Origin of the sequence: Variovorax sp. CAN15, assembly GCF_030462475.1 — a bacterium.
Taxonomy (GTDB): domain Bacteria; phylum Pseudomonadota; class Gammaproteobacteria; order Burkholderiales; family Burkholderiaceae_C; genus Variovorax.
Genome location: NZ_JASMRZ010000106.1, coordinates 1 through 15,366, shown reverse-complemented (window position 1 = coordinate 15,366; position 15,366 = coordinate 1). Strand labels below are relative to the sequence as shown.

The window sequence follows — 15,366 nt, the reverse complement described above, 5'->3', positions numbered from 1 at the left end:
CACTGCGCAGGCAGGCTGCCTCGCACGACTCCCCACTGCTCGGGCGTGGCGTATTGATGGGTCTCGCACAGGTACTCTTGCAGCAGCATCGGCCGTCCGCCGGCCTCGTCCGGGCTCGGCTTTGTTCATACAGCCTGCACTGTACAAACAGCGAAGGCCCCGAAGGGCCTTTGCTTAACTGAGCGGCATTGGCCCGAAGGCGGCTTTCTGGGGGAGGCTGGTCAGCGGCATCCAGGCATCAGGCCGAGAAGCTCGATCCGCAGCCGCAGGTGCTGGTGGCGTTCGGGTTCTTGATCACGAACTGGGCGCCCTGCAGGTCTTCCTTGTAGTCGATCTCGGCACCGACCAGGTACTGGTAGCTCATGGCGTCAATCAGCAGCGACACACCGTTCTTGGTCATGGTTGTGTCGTCTTCGTTGGTGATCTCGTCGAAGGTGAACCCGTACTGGAAGCCGGAGCAGCCGCCACCCTGCACGAACACGCGCAGCTTGAGGTCGGGGTTGCCTTCTTCGGCGATCAGGTCGGCCACCTTGGCTGCCGCGCTGTCGGTGAAGACGATCGGCTCGGGCATCTGGGTCTGGATGTTTTCGGCTACGGCGCTCATGGGTCAATAACTCCTTGGGGGCCGAATGTGCGGCCAATGAAACGAATCCTACTGCAATGACGCAATCTCGGCAGGCCAGGCTGGCTCGCACCCCGCTGCAAGTGGGGTTGGAGCACCCCAGGCCAACGGGCGTTCCAATGAAAAAGCCGCCCGAAGGCGGCTTCTTCCTGCTCGCAGGAAGCGGATCAGCGCTTGCTGAACTGCTTGCGACGGCGGGCGGAGTGCAGACCGACCTTCTTACGCTCGACTTCACGTGCATCGCGCGTGACGTAGCCAGCCTGGCTCAGCACCGGCTTCAGCGCTGCGTCGTAGTCGATCAGCGCACGGGTGATGCCGTGGCGCGTGGCACCGGCTTGACCCGATTCGCCGCCGCCGTGCACGTTGACCATCACGTCGAAGGTTTCGAGGTTGTTGGTCAGCGCGAGGGGTTGCTTCGCGATCATGATCGAGGTTTCACGGCCGAAGAACTCTTGAATGTCCTTGCCGTTGACCGTGATCTTGCCCGAGCCCTTTTTCAGAAACACGCGGGCGACGCTCGATTTGCGACGGCCGGTGCCATTGTTCCATTCACCAATCATTCTCAAGGCTCCTTACAGTTCCAGCACTTTGGGCTGTTGGGCGGTATGCGGGTGCTCAGCACCACCGTACACCTTGAGTTTCTTGATCATTGCGTAACCGAGCGGGCCCTTGGGCAGCATGCCCTTGACAGCCTTTTCCAGGGCGCGGCCCGGGTGCTTCGATTGCATGTCGCGGAAGTTCGTCGCCGTGATACCGCCCGGGTAGCCCGAGTGACGGTAGTACACCTTGTCGATCGACTTGGCGCCAGTGACGCGCAGTTGCGATGCGTTGATGATGACGATGAAGTCACCGGTATCGACGTGAGGCGTGTAAATGGCCTTGTGTTTGCCGCGCAAACGGAGAGCAACTTCGCTGGCTACTCGTCCGAGGACCTTGTCGGTCGCGTCAATCACAAACCACTCGTGCGTCACGTCAGCGGGCTTGGCGCTGAACGTTTTGGTCATGAGTTTTTCTCTTGAAAAGAGGGTTTGGCGGGCCCTTTTCCACGGTCGGCGTTCCTCTGACGGGAATCTCTTAGGTGGGTTTGAAGTCTTCGCCGCGGGGCCACAAAAACGCTGCGAAGCCCGCGATTATACGAAGAATGGCCTGGCGCAGGCAAATTCGCCCGTATCCAGCCCCAACACCGTTACCATCCTCCCCCTATGTTCAGTTACCGCCACGCCTTCCATGCCGGCAACCACGCCGACGTGCTCAAGCACACGGTGCTGATTGCCACGCTCGATCACCTGCTCGAAAAAGAGGCCGCCCTCACCGTCGTCGACACCCATGCCGGCGCCGGTCTCTACCGCCTGGACGGCGACTACGCCGGCACGAGCGGCGAGGCTGCCGACGGCGTGCTGCGCCTTCTCTCGGACAGCAAGGCGCCCGCCAGCCCCGCAGAATCGGCGAAGCCTGCTATCAAAAAAGCAGCGCCCGAGGCCGCAGCGCCCTTGGCCGACGCCATCGCCCGCTACCTGAGCGTGATCGGCGACTTCAATCCCAAGGGCGGCGCCCGCGTCTACCCCGGCTCGCCGTTCATCGTGCAGCACCTGCTGCGCGACCACGACAAGCTCAAGCTGTTCGAACTGCACCCCACCGACGCGCGCACGCTGGACGCCAACATCGCCCAGCTCGAGGCTGGCCGCCAGATCGCCGTGCTGCGCGACGACGGCTTCGGCAGCGCCACCAAGTTCCTGCCGCCGCCGTCGCGCCGCGCGCTGGTGCTGATGGACCCCAGCTACGAGATGAAGACGGACTACGGCCGCGTGCTCGACTTCATGGCCGAGGCGCTCAAGCGCTTCGCCACCGGCACCTACGCGGTCTGGTATCCGATCATTCCGCGCCCCGAGGCGCACGACCTGCCGCGCCGGCTCAAGACGATGGCGACCAAGGCCGGCAAGCCGTGGCTGCACGCCACGCTGACGGTCAAGTCCAGCAAGATCACGAAAGACGCCGCCTCGGGCGAGACGCACCGCCCGGGCCTGCCGGCCAGCGGCATGTTCCTGATCAACCCGCCGTACACGCTGAAGCCGCTGCTGGCGGCCGCGCTGCCGCAACTGGTGGAGCGCCTGGGCCAGGACCGCAACGCTGCCTTCTCGCTCGATTCGGGCGGCTGAACCAGCCGATCTCTCGATCTTCTATTTGCGACGACGGGCCGGAGCCGCCTTGCGCCGCGCCGGAGCCGGCGCACGCACGCGCTGCTGCGGTTCGCCGGACGCCACGGGCGCCGCCGCGTCCCCGGCTTCCACCGGCAAGCCGCCGCAGCGCATGCCGTCGCGGTCGACGACCGTCAGCGCCACCTGCTTGATGCCCAGCCCCGTCAGGCCGATCCGGTCGGCCGCAGCGCGGCTCAGGTCGATCACGCGGCCTGCCGCGTAGGGTCCGCGGTCGTTGATGCGCACCAGCACCTCGCTGCCGTTGACAAGGCTGCGCACGCACACGCGCGTGTTGAAGGGAAGGGTCTTGTGGGCCGCCGTCATGGCGGTCATGTCGAAGCGCTCGCCGCTGGCGGTCTTGCGCTGGTGGAACTGGATGCCGTACCACGAGGCACCGCCGCGCTCGAATATCTCGCGCGGCCCGTCGTCGGGGACGCCGTCGTCCGGGGCCTGCTCGCCCGTGCCGGAAACGGCGAGGTCATAGCGCACCGATGGCACGCTGGAGCGCGCGGCCGCGCCCGGGGGCACGGCGATGGCGCGGGGCAGGGGCAGCAGCTTCCCGGTCGAACCGCCGCCCTCGGCGTCGGTGGCGGGCGGCATGGCGCACCCCGCGAGAACGCAGGTCGCCGCGACGAGAGCCGCCCGGAGCCCCGCGCGCCTTCTCAATCGAGGCGCTCCAGCACAGCCAGCGTGGCCGCCGACTGGTTCATCGTGTAGAAGTGCAGCGCCGGTGCGCCGCCTTCCTGCAGCCGCGCGCACAGGTCGGTGACCACGTCGAGGCCGAAGGACTTGATCGAGGCCGTGTCGTCGCCGAAGCCCTGCAGCCGCAGGCGGATCCAGCGCGGAATCTCCGCGCCGCAGGCGTCCGAGAAGCGCATGAGCTGCGTCGAGCTCGTGATCGGCATGATGCCCGGCACGATCGGCGTATCGAGCCCCAGCTTGCGCGCGTCGTCGACGAAGCGGAAATACGCCTCGGGGCTGAAGAAGTACTGCGTGATCGCCGAATCGGCGCCCGCCTTCACCTTGGCGGCGAAGGCCTGCAGGTCGGCTTCGGGCGAGCGGGCCTGCGGGTGGATCTCGGGGTAGCAGGCCACCTCGATGTGGAAGTCGCGGCCGGTCTCCTCGCGGATGAAGCCGACGAGGTCGCTCGCGTACTGGAACTCGCCGCCGATGCCGTAGCCGCTGGGCAGGTCGCCGCGCAGGGCCACCAGCCGCTTGACGCCCATGGCCTTCAGCTCGGCGAGTTGCTCGCGCACCGTGGCGCGCGTGGCGCCGATGCACGAGAAGTGGCTCGCCGCGTCCACGCCCTCGGACAGGATCTCCTGCACCGCACCGAAGGTGCCCTGGTGCGTGGAGCCGCCCGCGCCATAGGTGACCGAGCAGAATTGCGGCTTGCGTACATACAGCTGCTGGCGCACGGCGCGCAGCTTGACCGCGCCTTCTGGCGTCTTGGTCGGGAAGAATTCGAAACTCAACGGAAGGCGCACCTGCGTCTCCTCAGGAGCCGTTCGCGCGCACGGCGCGCTCGGCGTGAATGAAAAACTCGCGGTTGCCGTCGCCGCCGGCGATCGGGCTGTCGAACCACTGCAGCACCCTCAGGCCGAGCGCCTCGCAGGCATCGCGCAGGCGCTTCTCGACCACCGCGTACATGGCCTCGTCGCGCACGATGCCGCCCTTGCCGACCTGGCCCGGCTGCAGTTCGAACTGCGGCTTGACCAGCATCAGCAGGCGGCCGTCGTCCGCCAGGAACTCGACCACCGCCGGCAGCACCAGGGTGAGCGAGATGAACGACAGGTCGCCCACGATCAGGTCGAAGCGCGACTCGCCCTCTTCCCCGAGGTCGTCGGGCGACAGCGCGCGCGCATTGACGCCCTCGATGGGCACCACGCGCTCGTCCTCGCGCAGCTTCGCATGCAGCTGCCCGTGGCCGACGTCGACGCCCACCACCTTCGCGGCGCCGCGCTGCAGCAGGCAGTCGGTGAAGCCGCCGGTCGACTGGCCCACGTCGAGGCACAGCTTGCCGGACGGATCGACACCGCTCGCGGCCAGTGCGCCTTCGAGCTTGAGGCCGCCGCGCGACACATAGCGCGCCTCGGCCGCGTCGACCAGTTCGAGCTCGGCCGACTCGGGCACTTCGTCCTTGTTCTTGGCGACGTTGCGCCACGCGTCGCTCGTGCCCGCGTCGCGCCAGCGCATGCCGCCGGCGATGAGCCGCACGGCCTGCGAACGCGACGCGGCCAGGCCGCGTTCCACCAGCAGTTGATCGGCGCGCATGCGCTGTCGATCAGTAGCGGTACGTGTCCGGCTTGTACGGACCGTTCTTGTCCACGCCGATGTAGGCGGCCTGGGCGTCGGTCAACTCGGTCAGCATGGCGCCGACCTTCTTCAGGTGCAGGCGCGCGACCTTCTCGTCGAGGTGCTTGGGCAGCACGTAGACCTTGCCGGCCTGGTAGGCGTCGGGCTTGGTGAACAGTTCGATCTGGGCGATGGTCTGGTTCGCGAACGACGACGACATCACGAAGCTCGGGTGGCCCGTGCCGCAGCCCAGGTTCACGAGGCGGCCCTTGGCCAGCAGGATGATCTTCTTGCCGTCGGGGAACTTGATGTGGTCGACCTGCGGCTTGATCTCTTCCCACTCGTACTTCTCGATCGAAGCGACGTCGATCTCGTTGTCGAAGTGGCCGATGTTGCAGACGATGGCCTGGTCCTTCATGGCGGCCATGTGCTCGTGGCGGATCACGTCCTTGTTGCCCGTGGTGGTCACGAAGATGTCGGCCTTGTCGGCGGCGTACTCCATCGTCACGACCTTGTAGCCTTCCATCGCGGCCTGCAGGGCGTTGATCGGGTCGATCTCGGTCACCCACACTTGCGCCGACAGCGCGCGCAGCGCCTGGGCCGAGCCCTTGCCCACGTCGCCGTAGCCGGCCACGCAAGCCACCTTGCCGGCGATCATCACGTCGGTGGCGCGCTTGATGCCGTCCACCAGCGACTCGCGGCAGCCGTACAGGTTGTCGAACTTGCTCTTGGTGACCGAGTCGTTCACGTTGATGGCGCGGAACAGCAGCGTGCCCTTGGCCGACATTTCGTTCAGGCGGTGCACGCCGGTGGTGGTCTCTTCCGTCACGCCGATGATCTCGGCCGACTTGCGGGTGTACCAGGTGCCGTCGACGGCCAGCTTGGCCTTGATGGCGGCGAAGAGGATGCGCTCTTCCTCGCTGCCCGGGTTGGCGAGCACCCCCAGGTCCTTCTCGGCGCGCTGGCCCAGGTGCATCAGCAGCGTGGCGTCGCCGCCGTCGTCCAGGATCATGTTCGGGCCTTCGCCCTTCGAGCCCTTGGGGCCGAAGTCGAAGATGGCGTGGGTGTAGTCCCAGTAGTCCTTGAGCGACTCGCCCTTGATCGCGAACACCGGCGTGCCGGCGGCGGCGATGGCGGCGGCTGCGTGGTCCTGCGTCGAGAAGATGTTGCACGAGGCCCAGCGCACCTGCGCGCCAAGTGCCTGCAGGGTCTCGATCAGCACGGCCGTTTGAATGGTCATGTGCAGCGAGCCGGTGATGCGCGCGCCCTTCAGCGGTTGCGACTTCGAGAACTCCTCGCGGATGGCCATCAGGCCGGGCATCTCGGTTTCGGCGATCTTGATTTCCTTGCGGCCCCAGGCGGCGAGGGACAGGTCGGCGATCGCCTGGTCGGCGGTCGAAACGGGGGTGGGCTTGAGAACAGCGCTCATGGGAACTCCAACAAAACTGGTTTGAAAGATGCCGCCGGATACGGGAATGGGCTCACCGCAAGAACAGCGGGTGAGCGTCGTTGCGATATGTGGTCCGAGCCTCACGCCTGACGGCGCTGCAACGCTCCTCGGAAGGAGGCGGATTGTAGTCGGGGGCAAAGGCGACGCCAATCGCGGGATATCCCACATCACGGAAAGCAGGCATCGCAACGGAGGCGTAGATTGGTCGCCGACTAATCACGGAACTCCTGCTCATGTCCAAGAGGCTTACTTCTGTCCTGCTCACCGCAACTGTGCTTTCCGGCACAGTTGGCGTGCCGCTCCTCGCCTATGCCCAGAACGCCGACACCGTCCGCATCCGCGGCACGCTCGTGCGCGTCGATGCGACCACCCTGGTCGTGCAGGACCGCAGCGGCGAGGTCGTCTCGCTCGCGCGACCCGCCGGCCTGCCCGTGTCGGAGGTCTATCCGATCAAGCTCTCGGACATCAAGCGCGGCAGCTTCATCGGCACCGCCGCCATGCCGCAGCCCGACGGCACGCAGAAGGCGCTCGAAGTCGTCGTGTTCCCCGAGGCCGCGCGAGGCACCGGCGAGGGCCATCGCCCGTGGGACTTGCTGCCCGAAAGCACCATGACCAACGCCACCGTCGCCGACCTGGCCGCGGCGCCCAAGTCGGTGCGCGGCGGCCAGCAGCTGCACCTGACCTACAAGGGCGGCGAGAAGACGGTGGTGGTGCCGCCCGACGTTCCGGTGGTCACCTTCCGCCCCGGCACCGATGCGCTGCTGGTGCCGGGCGCCCGGGTGCTGGTCAATGCGCAGGAGAAGAACGGCACGCCCACCGCGTTGCGCGTGACGGCCGGGCGCAACGGCTTCGCGCCGCCGATGTAAGGAACGAAGGCGAAAGAGACGGCGGGAGTACCCAAGGGAAATCCCGCAGGCATTTTTGTCGCTGCGGCGACCTCCGGTGCACCGTCGCGGCGTATCGTGGCGAGGGATTTTTGCCGTCAGGCTGGTCCTTGCCATCCAAACGTCCACCGTCACAGGAGATTCCGCACCATGGCCACTGCCAAGAAAGCCGCCGCCAAGAAGACCACCGCCAGCAGCAGCACCGCCAGCGCGAAGAAGGCGGCGCCCGACGTCGCGGACATGCTCAATCCGCTGAAGGGCATGGCCGACCGGCTGCAGGGCATGAACCTGACCGGCGGCGCCGGCAAGCTGCTGGAAGCGGGACGCAAAGACCTCGCGGCGCTGATGGAGGCCAACGAGAAGTCCTACCAGGGCCTGCAGACCGTCGTGCAGCGCCAGACCGAGATGATCAAGAGCGCCATCGCCGAGTGGCAGGCCGCCGCCAAGGAAATGCCCGGCAAGGACCCGAAGGCAAATCTCGCCAAGCTCGACGAACTGGGCCGCCAGTCGTTCCAGCGCGCCATCGACGACATCAAGGAACTGGCCAACCTCGCCGCCAAGTCGCAGGCCGATGCGTTCGACGTGGTGCGCCAGCGTATCCAGTCCAACGTGGACGAAGTGACGAAGATGCTGCAGCGCAAGTAATACCCCGCCGCGCCCGGCCATGACCGCAGCCCCGCCCCGCGTCGAGCAACGCACGCGCGCCAACGGCATCGAGCTGGCCTGGGACAGCTTCGGCGACCCGGCCGCCGAGCCGCTGCTGCTGGTCATGGGCCTCGGCGCGCAGATGGTGGCGTGGGACGACGCCTTCTGCACCCGGCTCGCCGAGGCCGGCGGGCACCGCGTGATCCGCTTCGACAACCGCGACATCGGCCATTCGACGCACCTCACGCTGCTCGGCGTGCCAGACATCCAGGCGCTGATGGCACAGGCGATGGCCGGCCTGCCGCTGCGAGCGCCCTACACCCTGCGCGACATGGCGGACGACTGCGTCGGGCTGCTCGACGCGCTGGGCATCGCGCGGGCGCACGTCGTCGGCGCCTCGATGGGCGGGGCCATCGGGCAGGAACTGTGCATCCACCATCCGCAACGGATGCTGTCGTTCACCAGCATCATGTCGAGCACCGGCGCGCCGGGACTGCCGCCGCCCACGCCCGAGGCGATGGCGGTGCTGTTCTCGCCCGCGCCGACCACCTTCGCGGCCTACCAGGCGCATTACGCGAAGGTATGGCGCGTGCTGCGCGGGCCGCGGAGCTTTCCGCTCGACGAAGCGCGCGACGCCGAGAAGGCGCAGCTCGTCTTCCTGCGCGGGCTCAACCCGGCCGGCGTGGCGCGGCAGCTCGCGGCCATCCTCGCCTCGGGCAACCGCAAGCCCGCGCTGCGCAACGTGCGCGTGCCCACGCTGGTGATCCACGGCGACGACGACCCGCTGGTGCCGGTGGCCTGCGGCGTGGACGTGGCCGACGCGATTGCCGGCGCGCAACTGCTGCGCATCCCGGGCATGGGGCACGCGCTGCCGATCCCGATGTGGCCGCAGATCGTCGACGCCATCGCGGCGCACACGGCGCGGCACCCGGGCGACTGAAGCAGAAGAAACAAGGCGACCAGGGAGCATCCGCCATGACGAACAAGTTCTCCCCTCTCGACCCGATGGCCATGTGGCGCGAGCTCACGGCCCAGTGGGAAAAAAGCACCAACGAGTTCGCCAACGAGACCATGTCTTCGGACCCGTTCCGCCAGGGCATGCACGGCGGCATGAACGCCTCGCTCACCGCGCAGAAGGCGCTGGGCGAACTGATGGCGCGCTACCTCACGATGCTGAACCTGCCGACGCGCGCCGACCTGCAGGTGCTGGGCGAGCAGTTGCAGCGCATCGACGACCACCTGGCGCGCATCGCCCGCGCGGTGGAGGGCGGGCCCGCTTCCTCCGTTGCGGCAGCGCCAGGACCACGCCGCACCCGGCAGCCTCCGAAGGCGGCGCCTGCGGCGCCACCCGCCACCCCGCCCCGCACGCGCAAGCCCCCGGCAGGAAAGCGCCCGGCATGAGCACCGCCGCCGACACGCCCTTCGCCCTGCCTGACATCGCTGTCGACATGGCCGCCGAGATCGAGCGCGCGATCCAGCGCAACCTCAAGGGCCTGGACTTCCTCACCACGACCGCGCCCGCCGTCGGCCAGACACCCAAGGACGAGATCCACCGGCGCGGCACCCTGAGCCTGTACCACTACCGGCCGATGGCCGACGAGATCTACCGCGTGCCGCTGCTGATCGTGATGGCGACCACCAACCGCGGCTACATCCTCGACCTGGCGCCGGGCCAGAGCATGGTCGAGCACCTGCTGCTGCAGGGCTACGACGTCTACATGATGGACTGGAACGCGCCGCGACCGCAGGAGAAGCACCTGCGCATCGAGGACTACGTGCTCGACTTCATTCCCGACTCGATCCGGCGCGTGCAGGAGCGCTCGGGCGAGGAAGACGTCACGCTCGTGGGCTACTGCATGGGCGGCGTGCTCTCCACGCTCTACGCCGCGCTGCACCCCGGCGGGCCGATGAAGAACCTCGCGCTCTTCACCACGCCCATCGACTTCAGCCGCATGAAGCTGTTCCACGCGTGGTCGGACCGCCGTTTTTTCGACGTCGACCGGCTCATCGACACCGTGGGCAACGTGCCGCCCGAGATGCTCTTCACCTCCTTCGACATGCTGCGCCCCGCCGGCCGAAGCGCCGGCATGGTGCAGCTGTGGGACAACATGGACAACGACGAATTCGTCAAGTCGTACCGCATGTTCGACCGCTGGGGCAACGAGATGCTGCCGCTGGCCGGCGAGTACTTCCGCCAGACCGTCAAGGAACTCATGTGGGGCAACAAGCTGCACAAGGGCGAGCTGGTGCTCGACGGACGCAAGGTGCTGCTGAAGAACATCCGGGTGCCGGTGCTGCACGCGCTCGCGCAGCACGACCACATCGTTCCCTACGAGGCCGGGCAGCCGCTCGTCGCCGGCATAGGCTCCACCGACAAGGAGGAAGTGGTGCTCAAGGGCGGCCACGTCAGCCTCGCCGCCGGGCCCAACGCGGTGCGCCGGCTGTGGCCCAGACTCGACGAATGGCTTGGAGTGCGATCGACATGAGCATCACCACCGTGACCGACTCCTTCTCGCGGACCTACCCGCGCACCGTGACCAGCAGCGAGGGCAGCATCGTCCTGCGCCTGATGGCCGCCGAAGACGCCGATGCCGTGCTTGCCTTCGCGCAGGCCCTGCCGGCGCACGACCTGCTCTTCCTGCCGCGCGACATCACCCAGCCCAAGGTGATGAACGCCTGGGTGCGCGCCATCGAGCGCGGCGACATCGACAGCGTGCTCGCGATGCGCGGCGACGCCGTGCTCGGCTGCGCGGCGGTGATCCGCGATCCGCACTCCTGGTCGAGCCACGTCGCCGAACTGCGCGTGCTCGCCGCGCCGGAGCTGCGCGGCAGCGGCCTGGGGCACAAGCTCGCCCGCGAGGCCTGCGCGCTGGCCATCGAGCGCGGGGCCGAAAAGCTGGTCGCGCGCATGACCGTCGACCAGCGCGGCGCCATCTCCGTCTTCCAGGCCCTGGGCTTCAGGCCCGAGGCGCTTCTGAGCAAGCACGTGAAGGACCGCCAGGGTGTGCCTCACGACCTGGTGGTGCTGAGCCACGACGTGGCGCGCTTCGAGGCGCAGATGCGGGCGTACGGGATGGGCGAGGTGCACGGGGGCTGAAGAGGGGTGGTTTCCTCCTGCGGCAGGGCCGGGCGGAGGGTAGGACCGCCGCCCTTTTAAAATCGCGGATTCCCCCCGCAGATTGCCCACCTTGTCTTTCGTAGCCGAAACCCGCCGCCGCCGCACCTTCGCGATCATTTCCCACCCTGACGCCGGCAAGACCACGCTGACCGAAAAGCTGCTGCTTTTCTCCGGCGCGATCCAGATCGCCGGCTCGGTGAAGGCGCGCAAGGCCTCGCGCCATGCCACATCCGACTGGATGGAGATCGAGAAGCAGCGTGGCATCTCGGTGGCCTCGTCGGTGATGCAGATGGTGTATCGCGACCACGTCATCAACCTGCTCGACACGCCGGGCCACAAGGACTTCTCGGAAGACACGTATCGCGTGCTCACCGCCGTCGACTCGGCGCTGATGGTGATCGACGCGGCCAACGGCGTGGAAGCGCAGACGCGGCGGCTGATCGAGGTCTGCCGCCAGCGCGACACGCCCATCATCACCTTCGTCAACAAGATGGACCGCGAAGTGCGCGAGCCGCTGGACATCCTCGACGAGGTGGAGCGCGAGCTCGGCATGCCCTGCGTGCCCATGACCTGGCCCGTGGGCCAGGGAAAGAGCTTCCGCGGGATCATGAACCTGCGCACGCAGGCCATGACCGTGTTCGAGTCGGGCAGCGAGCGCCTGCCGCAGGACTTCGAGACCATCCCGCTTGCCGAGCGCGACACGCTGGTCAAGCGCTTCGGCGCCGACTTCGAGACCGCCATGGAAAGCATGGAGCTCGCCACCGGCGCATCGCCCGCCTGGGACCGCGAGGCCTTCCTGGCCGGCAAGCAGACGCCCGTGTTCTTCGGCTCCGGCGTGAACAACTTCGGCGTGATGGAAGTGCTGGACGCGCTGGTCGACCTGGCGCCCTCGCCGCGCTCGCGCACCAGCACCACGCTGGTCAACCGCCAGCCGGTGGTGAAGGAGATCCAGCCCGAGGACAAGGACTTCGCGGGCGTGGTCTTCAAGGTGCAGGCCAACATGGACGCCAACCACCGCGACCGCATCGCCTTCGTGCGCATGGCTTCGGGCAAGTACACGCCGGGCATGAAGCTCAAGGTGCAGCGCACCGCCAAGGAACTGCGCCCCACCAGCGTCGTGACCTTCATGAGCCAGCGCCGCGAGGCGGTGGAAGAGGCCTACGCGGGCGACATCGTGGGCTTCACCACCCACGGCGGCGTGCAGCTGGGCGACACCATCACCGACGGCGCGAGCCTGCAGTTCACCGGCCTGCCCTTCTTCGCGCCCGAACTCTTCATGACCGTGATCCTGAAGAACCCGCTGCGCACCAAGCAGCTGCAGCAGGGCCTGGCCCAGCTCGGCGAGGAAGGCGCGATCCAGGTGTTCCGCCCCGAGATCGGCGGCCCGATGCTGCTGGGCGCGGTCGGCCAGCTGCAGTTCGAAGTGGTGCAGCACCGCCTGAAGGCCGAGTACGACGCCGACGTGCGCCTGGAAGGCTGCCAGTACACCGGCGCGCGCTGGATCACGGCCGACACACCTGCAGAGCTGCGCGAGTTCGTCAACGCGTATCCGCAGCGCATGGCGAAGGACGCGGCGGACACGCTGGCTTTTTTGTGCACGTCGCCTTACGACGTGCGGCTGGCGCAGGAGCGTTTTCCGAAGATCCACTTCCATCCGCTGCGCGAGCATGCGGGGCTGGCGCTGCAGAGCGCGGGCTAGAGAGCCGTCATGGAAACCTTTATCCAGGTCGCAGGGCTCGGTGATTTGATCGAACGGGTCACCGAGCAACGAGCCACATTGACGATCACAGTAAAGGCCTCGAAGACCGAGGTGGCGTTGGCCGAAGCGACGAGCCTTCGCAATGACACGATCCGGACGTTGAAAGAAGCGGGCCTCACGTCCGACGAGATCACGGAAGGCGGGCGCGACGCCTGGCAGCCTTGGTATCTCAAGCGCAGCGTGGGCCAGGAAGTGGCGCATCGCGTGCTGATCGCCTGCAAGGAAACGCGTCGTCTCTATCAGGCGCTGGATGCGCTCGAGCCGCTGTTCACGAACTCCCGCTACACCATGGGCGTAGACATGCAGCAGCCACGCTTTGAAGCGCAGGATGGCGCCGAAACCGAGGCACGGATGGCTGCCATCCGGCATGCGCGTGGCAAGGCGCTGATCCTTGCGAAGGAAGCAGGTGTCACGCTGGGCGCAGTCGCACAGGTGGAGGAACTCGGTTCGCAGGCGGACAACTCGGGTGCCTATGGCGATCACACGTGGGCGTACGCCGGAGGCGCCGCAGCATCGGCTTCCGCCAGCCCAGGAAGCGACTTCGAGGAACTGGCGGGAGCAAAGCGGACCCGCACCCTACGCTACCGCGTACGCTTCCTGATCGCCTGAGGTTTTTCAACTGCCCGTCGACGCATAGCGGCGCAACCCGACGCGCCACACCCCGAACGCCGCCGCCAGGAACACGAACCCCGCGAGTGGCGACACCAGGCCCACCCACGCCGGCGCCCCGAGCGGATCGGCCTTCCCAAGAATCGCCAGCACCGGGTAGTACGCCACGCAGGCCAGCGGCACGATGAAGGTCAGCACGCGCCGGAACCACTGCGCATAGAGCGCCAGCGGGTACTGCGCCGCCTGAACGCCGCCGTAGGTCAGCACGTTCGCGATCTCGAGGCTTTCGACGGTCCAGAAGGCCAGGGTTCCCTGCAGCACCAGGATGCCGAGGAACAGCGCCACGCCGCCCGCGACGGCCATCAGCGCGATGCCGACGGCGCCCGGCGTCCAAGCGATGCCCATCTGCTGCGTCGCGAACACCACCATCGCCAGCCCCTGCAGCAGGCGGCCCAGGCGGCTGATGCGGAAGTCGTTGCCCATCAGCTGCAGCGCGAGCGGACGCGGGCGCAGCAGCAGCCGGTCGAAGGCGCCGGTGCGCAGGAACTCCGTGCCGAGCACGTCGAAGCCGCGGCCCAGCGCATCGGCCAGTGCGAACATGCAGTTCACCAGGCCGTAGAACAGCGCCACCTCGCCGATGCGCCAGCCCTGCACGTCGCCGAAGCGGTGGAACAGCGCCCACACGGCGATCGCTTCGATGCCGGTGCCGAGGAACTGGCCGACGGTCAGCATCAGCGCCGAGGCCGGGTAGCGCGCCTGTCCGCCGAGGGACGCGCCCACCAGCCGGAAGAAGAGCGGAAGCGATCCCATGGCGTTCACCCGCCCTGCACCTGCAGGCCGCGCATGGTGCGGCCCATGGCGAAATGGCCGAAGGCCACGAGCACCGCGATCCAGAAGACCTGCAACCCCAGCCCGCCGATGGCCTGCCAGCCCTGCAGCTGCCCGAAGTACAGGCGCGCCGGAATGTCCATCAGCCCGGCCAGCGGCTGGACCAGCAGCGCGGTCTGCCAGCCGTCGGGCAGCATCGCGAGCGGCAGCAGGTTGCCAGAGAGAACGATGACCACCGGCGTGGCCACCGCGCTGATGCCGCGTTCGTTGAGCGCGGCGGTGGCGGCCACGTTCAGCAGCATCACCATCGAAGTCGACAGCAGCAGCGCGAGCACGGCCGAAAGAACGAAGGCGAACCCCGCCGCCACGCCCGCGGGAAGCTGCCAGGCCCACTCGCCGAGGCCGGCCAGCGGCAGCGCGACCATGGCGAACGCAGCCATCAGCGCCACGCGCGGCAGCACGCGCGCGGCGATCCAGCCGGCGCTGCGCGCGAACCACAGCGCGTAGGCATCGACGGGCCGCAGCCGGTCGTAGGCGACGGCGCCGGTGCGCACCGCCTGCCCCACCTCCGGGTCGCCCAGCCAGGGCAGCAGCACGAGCAGCCCCTGCGCGAGCCACGTATAGGTGATGGCCTGCGCGAGCGACATCGAGCTGCTCGCACCGATGATGGCCGCGTGGCCGTAGAAGGCCGCGAACACCATCACCTTGATGCCGCCCCACCAGCACTGCGTGGCGAAGCCGGCGAGCGCGGCGGTGCGGTACTGCAGCATCTGCAGGAAGCGCGATGCGAAGGCCGCGATGTAGGGCCGCGCAAGTTCGTGAGGGCGTCTCATGCGAGCGGCTCTCCCTGGCACCCGGCCCGATTCCCGGCAGGCGCGGCAGCGAGGCCCGCCGTGGCGGAAGGCCGCGGAGCAGGCCAGGCCAGGGCGCCCGCGGAACCGGCTCCGCCGGGCCGCCAGGC

The 15,366-nt window shown here is 67.8% G+C and carries 18 protein-coding genes and 1 riboswitch; of the genes, 9 read left to right on the top strand and 9 right to left on the bottom strand.

Going from position 1 to position 15,366, the window contains the following annotated elements; all coding sequences use genetic code 11:
• Positions 1–238: 238 nt before the first annotated feature.
• The 3 genes from erpA to rplM form a co-directional block, all read right to left on the bottom strand.
• Complete coding sequence (gene erpA / locus QMO14_RS30705) at positions 239–604, bottom strand: iron-sulfur cluster insertion protein ErpA (protein WP_007827949.1); 366 nt, start codon at positions 602–604, stop codon at positions 239–241.
• Positions 605–789: 185 nt separating this feature from the next.
• Positions 790–1,182, bottom strand: a complete 393-nt coding sequence (rpsI, locus tag QMO14_RS30700) for a 30S ribosomal protein S9 (protein ID WP_125949542.1) — start codon at positions 1,180–1,182, stop codon at positions 790–792.
• Between the two features lie 12 nt (positions 1,183–1,194).
• Positions 1,195–1,626 (bottom strand): 50S ribosomal protein L13, encoded by a 432-nt coding sequence (gene rplM, locus QMO14_RS30695; RefSeq protein ID WP_295981112.1) that lies wholly within the window; start codon positions 1,624–1,626, stop codon positions 1,195–1,197.
• Between the two features lie 198 nt (positions 1,627–1,824).
• Between rplM and QMO14_RS30690 the strand changes: the two genes are divergently transcribed.
• The gene (locus tag QMO14_RS30690; RefSeq protein ID WP_301511829.1) at positions 1,825–2,778 is read left to right on the top strand and encodes a 23S rRNA (adenine(2030)-N(6))-methyltransferase RlmJ; all 954 of its coding nucleotides are present in this window, start codon (positions 1,825–1,827) and stop codon (positions 2,776–2,778) included.
• A gap of 21 nt (positions 2,779–2,799) precedes the next feature.
• On the opposite strand, the gene QMO14_RS30685 is transcribed toward QMO14_RS30690, so the two are convergent.
• The 4 genes from QMO14_RS30685 to ahcY all read right to left on the bottom strand — a co-directional run bounded on the left by QMO14_RS30685 (position 2,800) and on the right by ahcY (position 6,541).
• A complete protein-coding gene (locus QMO14_RS30685) occupies positions 2,800–3,417 on the bottom strand; it encodes a septal ring lytic transglycosylase RlpA family protein (RefSeq protein WP_301511828.1) in 618 nt (205 codons plus the stop codon).
• Between the two features lie 62 nt (positions 3,418–3,479).
• Positions 3,480–4,304: a methylenetetrahydrofolate reductase [NAD(P)H] gene (metF, locus tag QMO14_RS30680; protein ID WP_301511827.1), complete on the bottom strand. Its 825-nt coding sequence runs from the start codon at positions 4,302–4,304 to the stop codon at positions 3,480–3,482.
• A gap of 10 nt (positions 4,305–4,314) precedes the next feature.
• Positions 4,315–5,091, bottom strand: coding sequence for a TlyA family RNA methyltransferase (locus tag QMO14_RS30675; protein WP_301511825.1), 777 nt, complete (start codon positions 5,089–5,091; stop codon positions 4,315–4,317).
• A 10-nt stretch (positions 5,092–5,101) separates the two neighbouring features.
• Positions 5,102–6,541, bottom strand: coding sequence for an adenosylhomocysteinase (gene ahcY, locus QMO14_RS30670; protein WP_301511824.1), 1,440 nt, complete (start codon positions 6,539–6,541; stop codon positions 5,102–5,104).
• 65 nt (positions 6,542–6,606) lie between these two features.
• Positions 6,607–6,677, bottom strand: a riboswitch (S-adenosyl-L-homocysteine riboswitch).
• A 118-nt stretch (positions 6,678–6,795) separates the two neighbouring features.
• Between ahcY and QMO14_RS30665 the strand changes: the two genes are divergently transcribed.
• The 8 genes from QMO14_RS30665 (at position 6,796) to QMO14_RS30630 (ending at position 13,577) form a co-directional block, all read left to right on the top strand.
• Positions 6,796–7,428 (top strand): hypothetical protein, encoded by a 633-nt coding sequence (locus QMO14_RS30665; protein WP_301511822.1) that lies wholly within the window; start codon positions 6,796–6,798, stop codon positions 7,426–7,428.
• Between the two features lie 168 nt (positions 7,429–7,596).
• Positions 7,597–8,091, top strand: coding sequence for a TIGR01841 family phasin (gene phaP / locus QMO14_RS30660; RefSeq protein ID WP_301511820.1), 495 nt, complete (start codon positions 7,597–7,599; stop codon positions 8,089–8,091).
• A 19-nt stretch (positions 8,092–8,110) separates the two neighbouring features.
• Positions 8,111–9,031, top strand: coding sequence for an alpha/beta fold hydrolase (locus tag QMO14_RS30655; protein ID WP_301511819.1), 921 nt, complete (start codon positions 8,111–8,113; stop codon positions 9,029–9,031).
• A 35-nt stretch (positions 9,032–9,066) separates the two neighbouring features.
• The gene (locus QMO14_RS30650) at positions 9,067–9,492 is read left to right on the top strand and encodes a hypothetical protein (RefSeq protein WP_301511818.1); all 426 of its coding nucleotides are present in this window, start codon (positions 9,067–9,069) and stop codon (positions 9,490–9,492) included.
• The gene (locus QMO14_RS30645; RefSeq protein WP_301511816.1) at positions 9,489–10,577 is read left to right on the top strand and encodes an alpha/beta fold hydrolase; all 1,089 of its coding nucleotides are present in this window, start codon (positions 9,489–9,491) and stop codon (positions 10,575–10,577) included. The genes QMO14_RS30650 and QMO14_RS30645 overlap by 4 nt, the downstream gene beginning before the upstream one ends.
• A complete protein-coding gene (locus QMO14_RS30640; protein ID WP_301511815.1) occupies positions 10,574–11,188 on the top strand; it encodes a GNAT family N-acetyltransferase in 615 nt (204 codons plus the stop codon). Before QMO14_RS30645 ends, QMO14_RS30640 begins: the two co-directional genes overlap by 4 nt.
• A 91-nt stretch (positions 11,189–11,279) precedes the next feature.
• The gene (locus QMO14_RS30635; protein ID WP_301511814.1) at positions 11,280–12,908 is read left to right on the top strand and encodes a peptide chain release factor 3; all 1,629 of its coding nucleotides are present in this window, start codon (positions 11,280–11,282) and stop codon (positions 12,906–12,908) included.
• A 9-nt stretch (positions 12,909–12,917) separates the two neighbouring features.
• Entirely contained in the window at positions 12,918–13,577 is a 660-nt protein-coding gene (locus tag QMO14_RS30630; RefSeq protein ID WP_301511813.1) for an SIMPL domain-containing protein, read from the top strand.
• 6 nt (positions 13,578–13,583) lie between these two features.
• Here QMO14_RS30630 and QMO14_RS30625 read toward each other — a convergent pair whose 3' ends face one another.
• Both QMO14_RS30625 and QMO14_RS30620 read right to left on the bottom strand, forming a co-directional pair.
• The gene (locus QMO14_RS30625) at positions 13,584–14,387 is read right to left on the bottom strand and encodes an ABC transporter permease (protein WP_301511812.1); all 804 of its coding nucleotides are present in this window, start codon (positions 14,385–14,387) and stop codon (positions 13,584–13,586) included.
• A 5-nt stretch (positions 14,388–14,392) separates the two neighbouring features.
• Positions 14,393–15,238, bottom strand: a complete 846-nt coding sequence (locus QMO14_RS30620; RefSeq protein WP_301511811.1) for an ABC-2 family transporter protein — start codon at positions 15,236–15,238, stop codon at positions 14,393–14,395.
• Positions 15,239–15,366: the final 128 nt, after the last annotated feature.

Coding starts and splice junctions, on each gene's coding strand:
- erpA (WP_007827949.1), bottom strand. CDS start 604: ATGAGCGCCGTAGCCGAAAACATCCAGACCCAGATGCCCGAGCCGATC.
- rpsI (WP_125949542.1), bottom strand. CDS start 1,182: ATGATTGGTGAATGGAACAATGGCACCGGCCGTCGCAAATCGAGCGTC.
- rplM (WP_295981112.1), bottom strand. CDS start 1,626: ATGACCAAAACGTTCAGCGCCAAGCCCGCTGACGTGACGCACGAGTGG.
- QMO14_RS30690 (WP_301511829.1), top strand. CDS start 1,825: ATGTTCAGTTACCGCCACGCCTTCCATGCCGGCAACCACGCCGACGTG.
- QMO14_RS30685 (WP_301511828.1), bottom strand. CDS start 3,417: ATGCCGCCCGCCACCGACGCCGAGGGCGGCGGTTCGACCGGGAAGCTG.
- QMO14_RS30675 (WP_301511825.1), bottom strand. CDS start 5,091: ATGCGCGCCGATCAACTGCTGGTGGAACGCGGCCTGGCCGCGTCGCGT.
- ahcY (WP_301511824.1), bottom strand. CDS start 6,541: ATGAGCGCTGTTCTCAAGCCCACCCCCGTTTCGACCGCCGACCAGGCG.
- QMO14_RS30665 (WP_301511822.1), top strand. CDS start 6,796: ATGTCCAAGAGGCTTACTTCTGTCCTGCTCACCGCAACTGTGCTTTCC.
- phaP (WP_301511820.1), top strand. CDS start 7,597: ATGGCCACTGCCAAGAAAGCCGCCGCCAAGAAGACCACCGCCAGCAGC.
- QMO14_RS30655 (WP_301511819.1), top strand. CDS start 8,111: ATGACCGCAGCCCCGCCCCGCGTCGAGCAACGCACGCGCGCCAACGGC.
- QMO14_RS30650 (WP_301511818.1), top strand. CDS start 9,067: ATGACGAACAAGTTCTCCCCTCTCGACCCGATGGCCATGTGGCGCGAG.
- QMO14_RS30645 (WP_301511816.1), top strand. CDS start 9,489: ATGAGCACCGCCGCCGACACGCCCTTCGCCCTGCCTGACATCGCTGTC.
- QMO14_RS30640 (WP_301511815.1), top strand. CDS start 10,574: ATGAGCATCACCACCGTGACCGACTCCTTCTCGCGGACCTACCCGCGC.
- QMO14_RS30630 (WP_301511813.1), top strand. CDS start 12,918: ATGGAAACCTTTATCCAGGTCGCAGGGCTCGGTGATTTGATCGAACGG.
- QMO14_RS30625 (WP_301511812.1), bottom strand. CDS start 14,387: ATGGGATCGCTTCCGCTCTTCTTCCGGCTGGTGGGCGCGTCCCTCGGC.
- QMO14_RS30620 (WP_301511811.1), bottom strand. CDS start 15,238: ATGAGACGCCCTCACGAACTTGCGCGGCCCTACATCGCGGCCTTCGCA.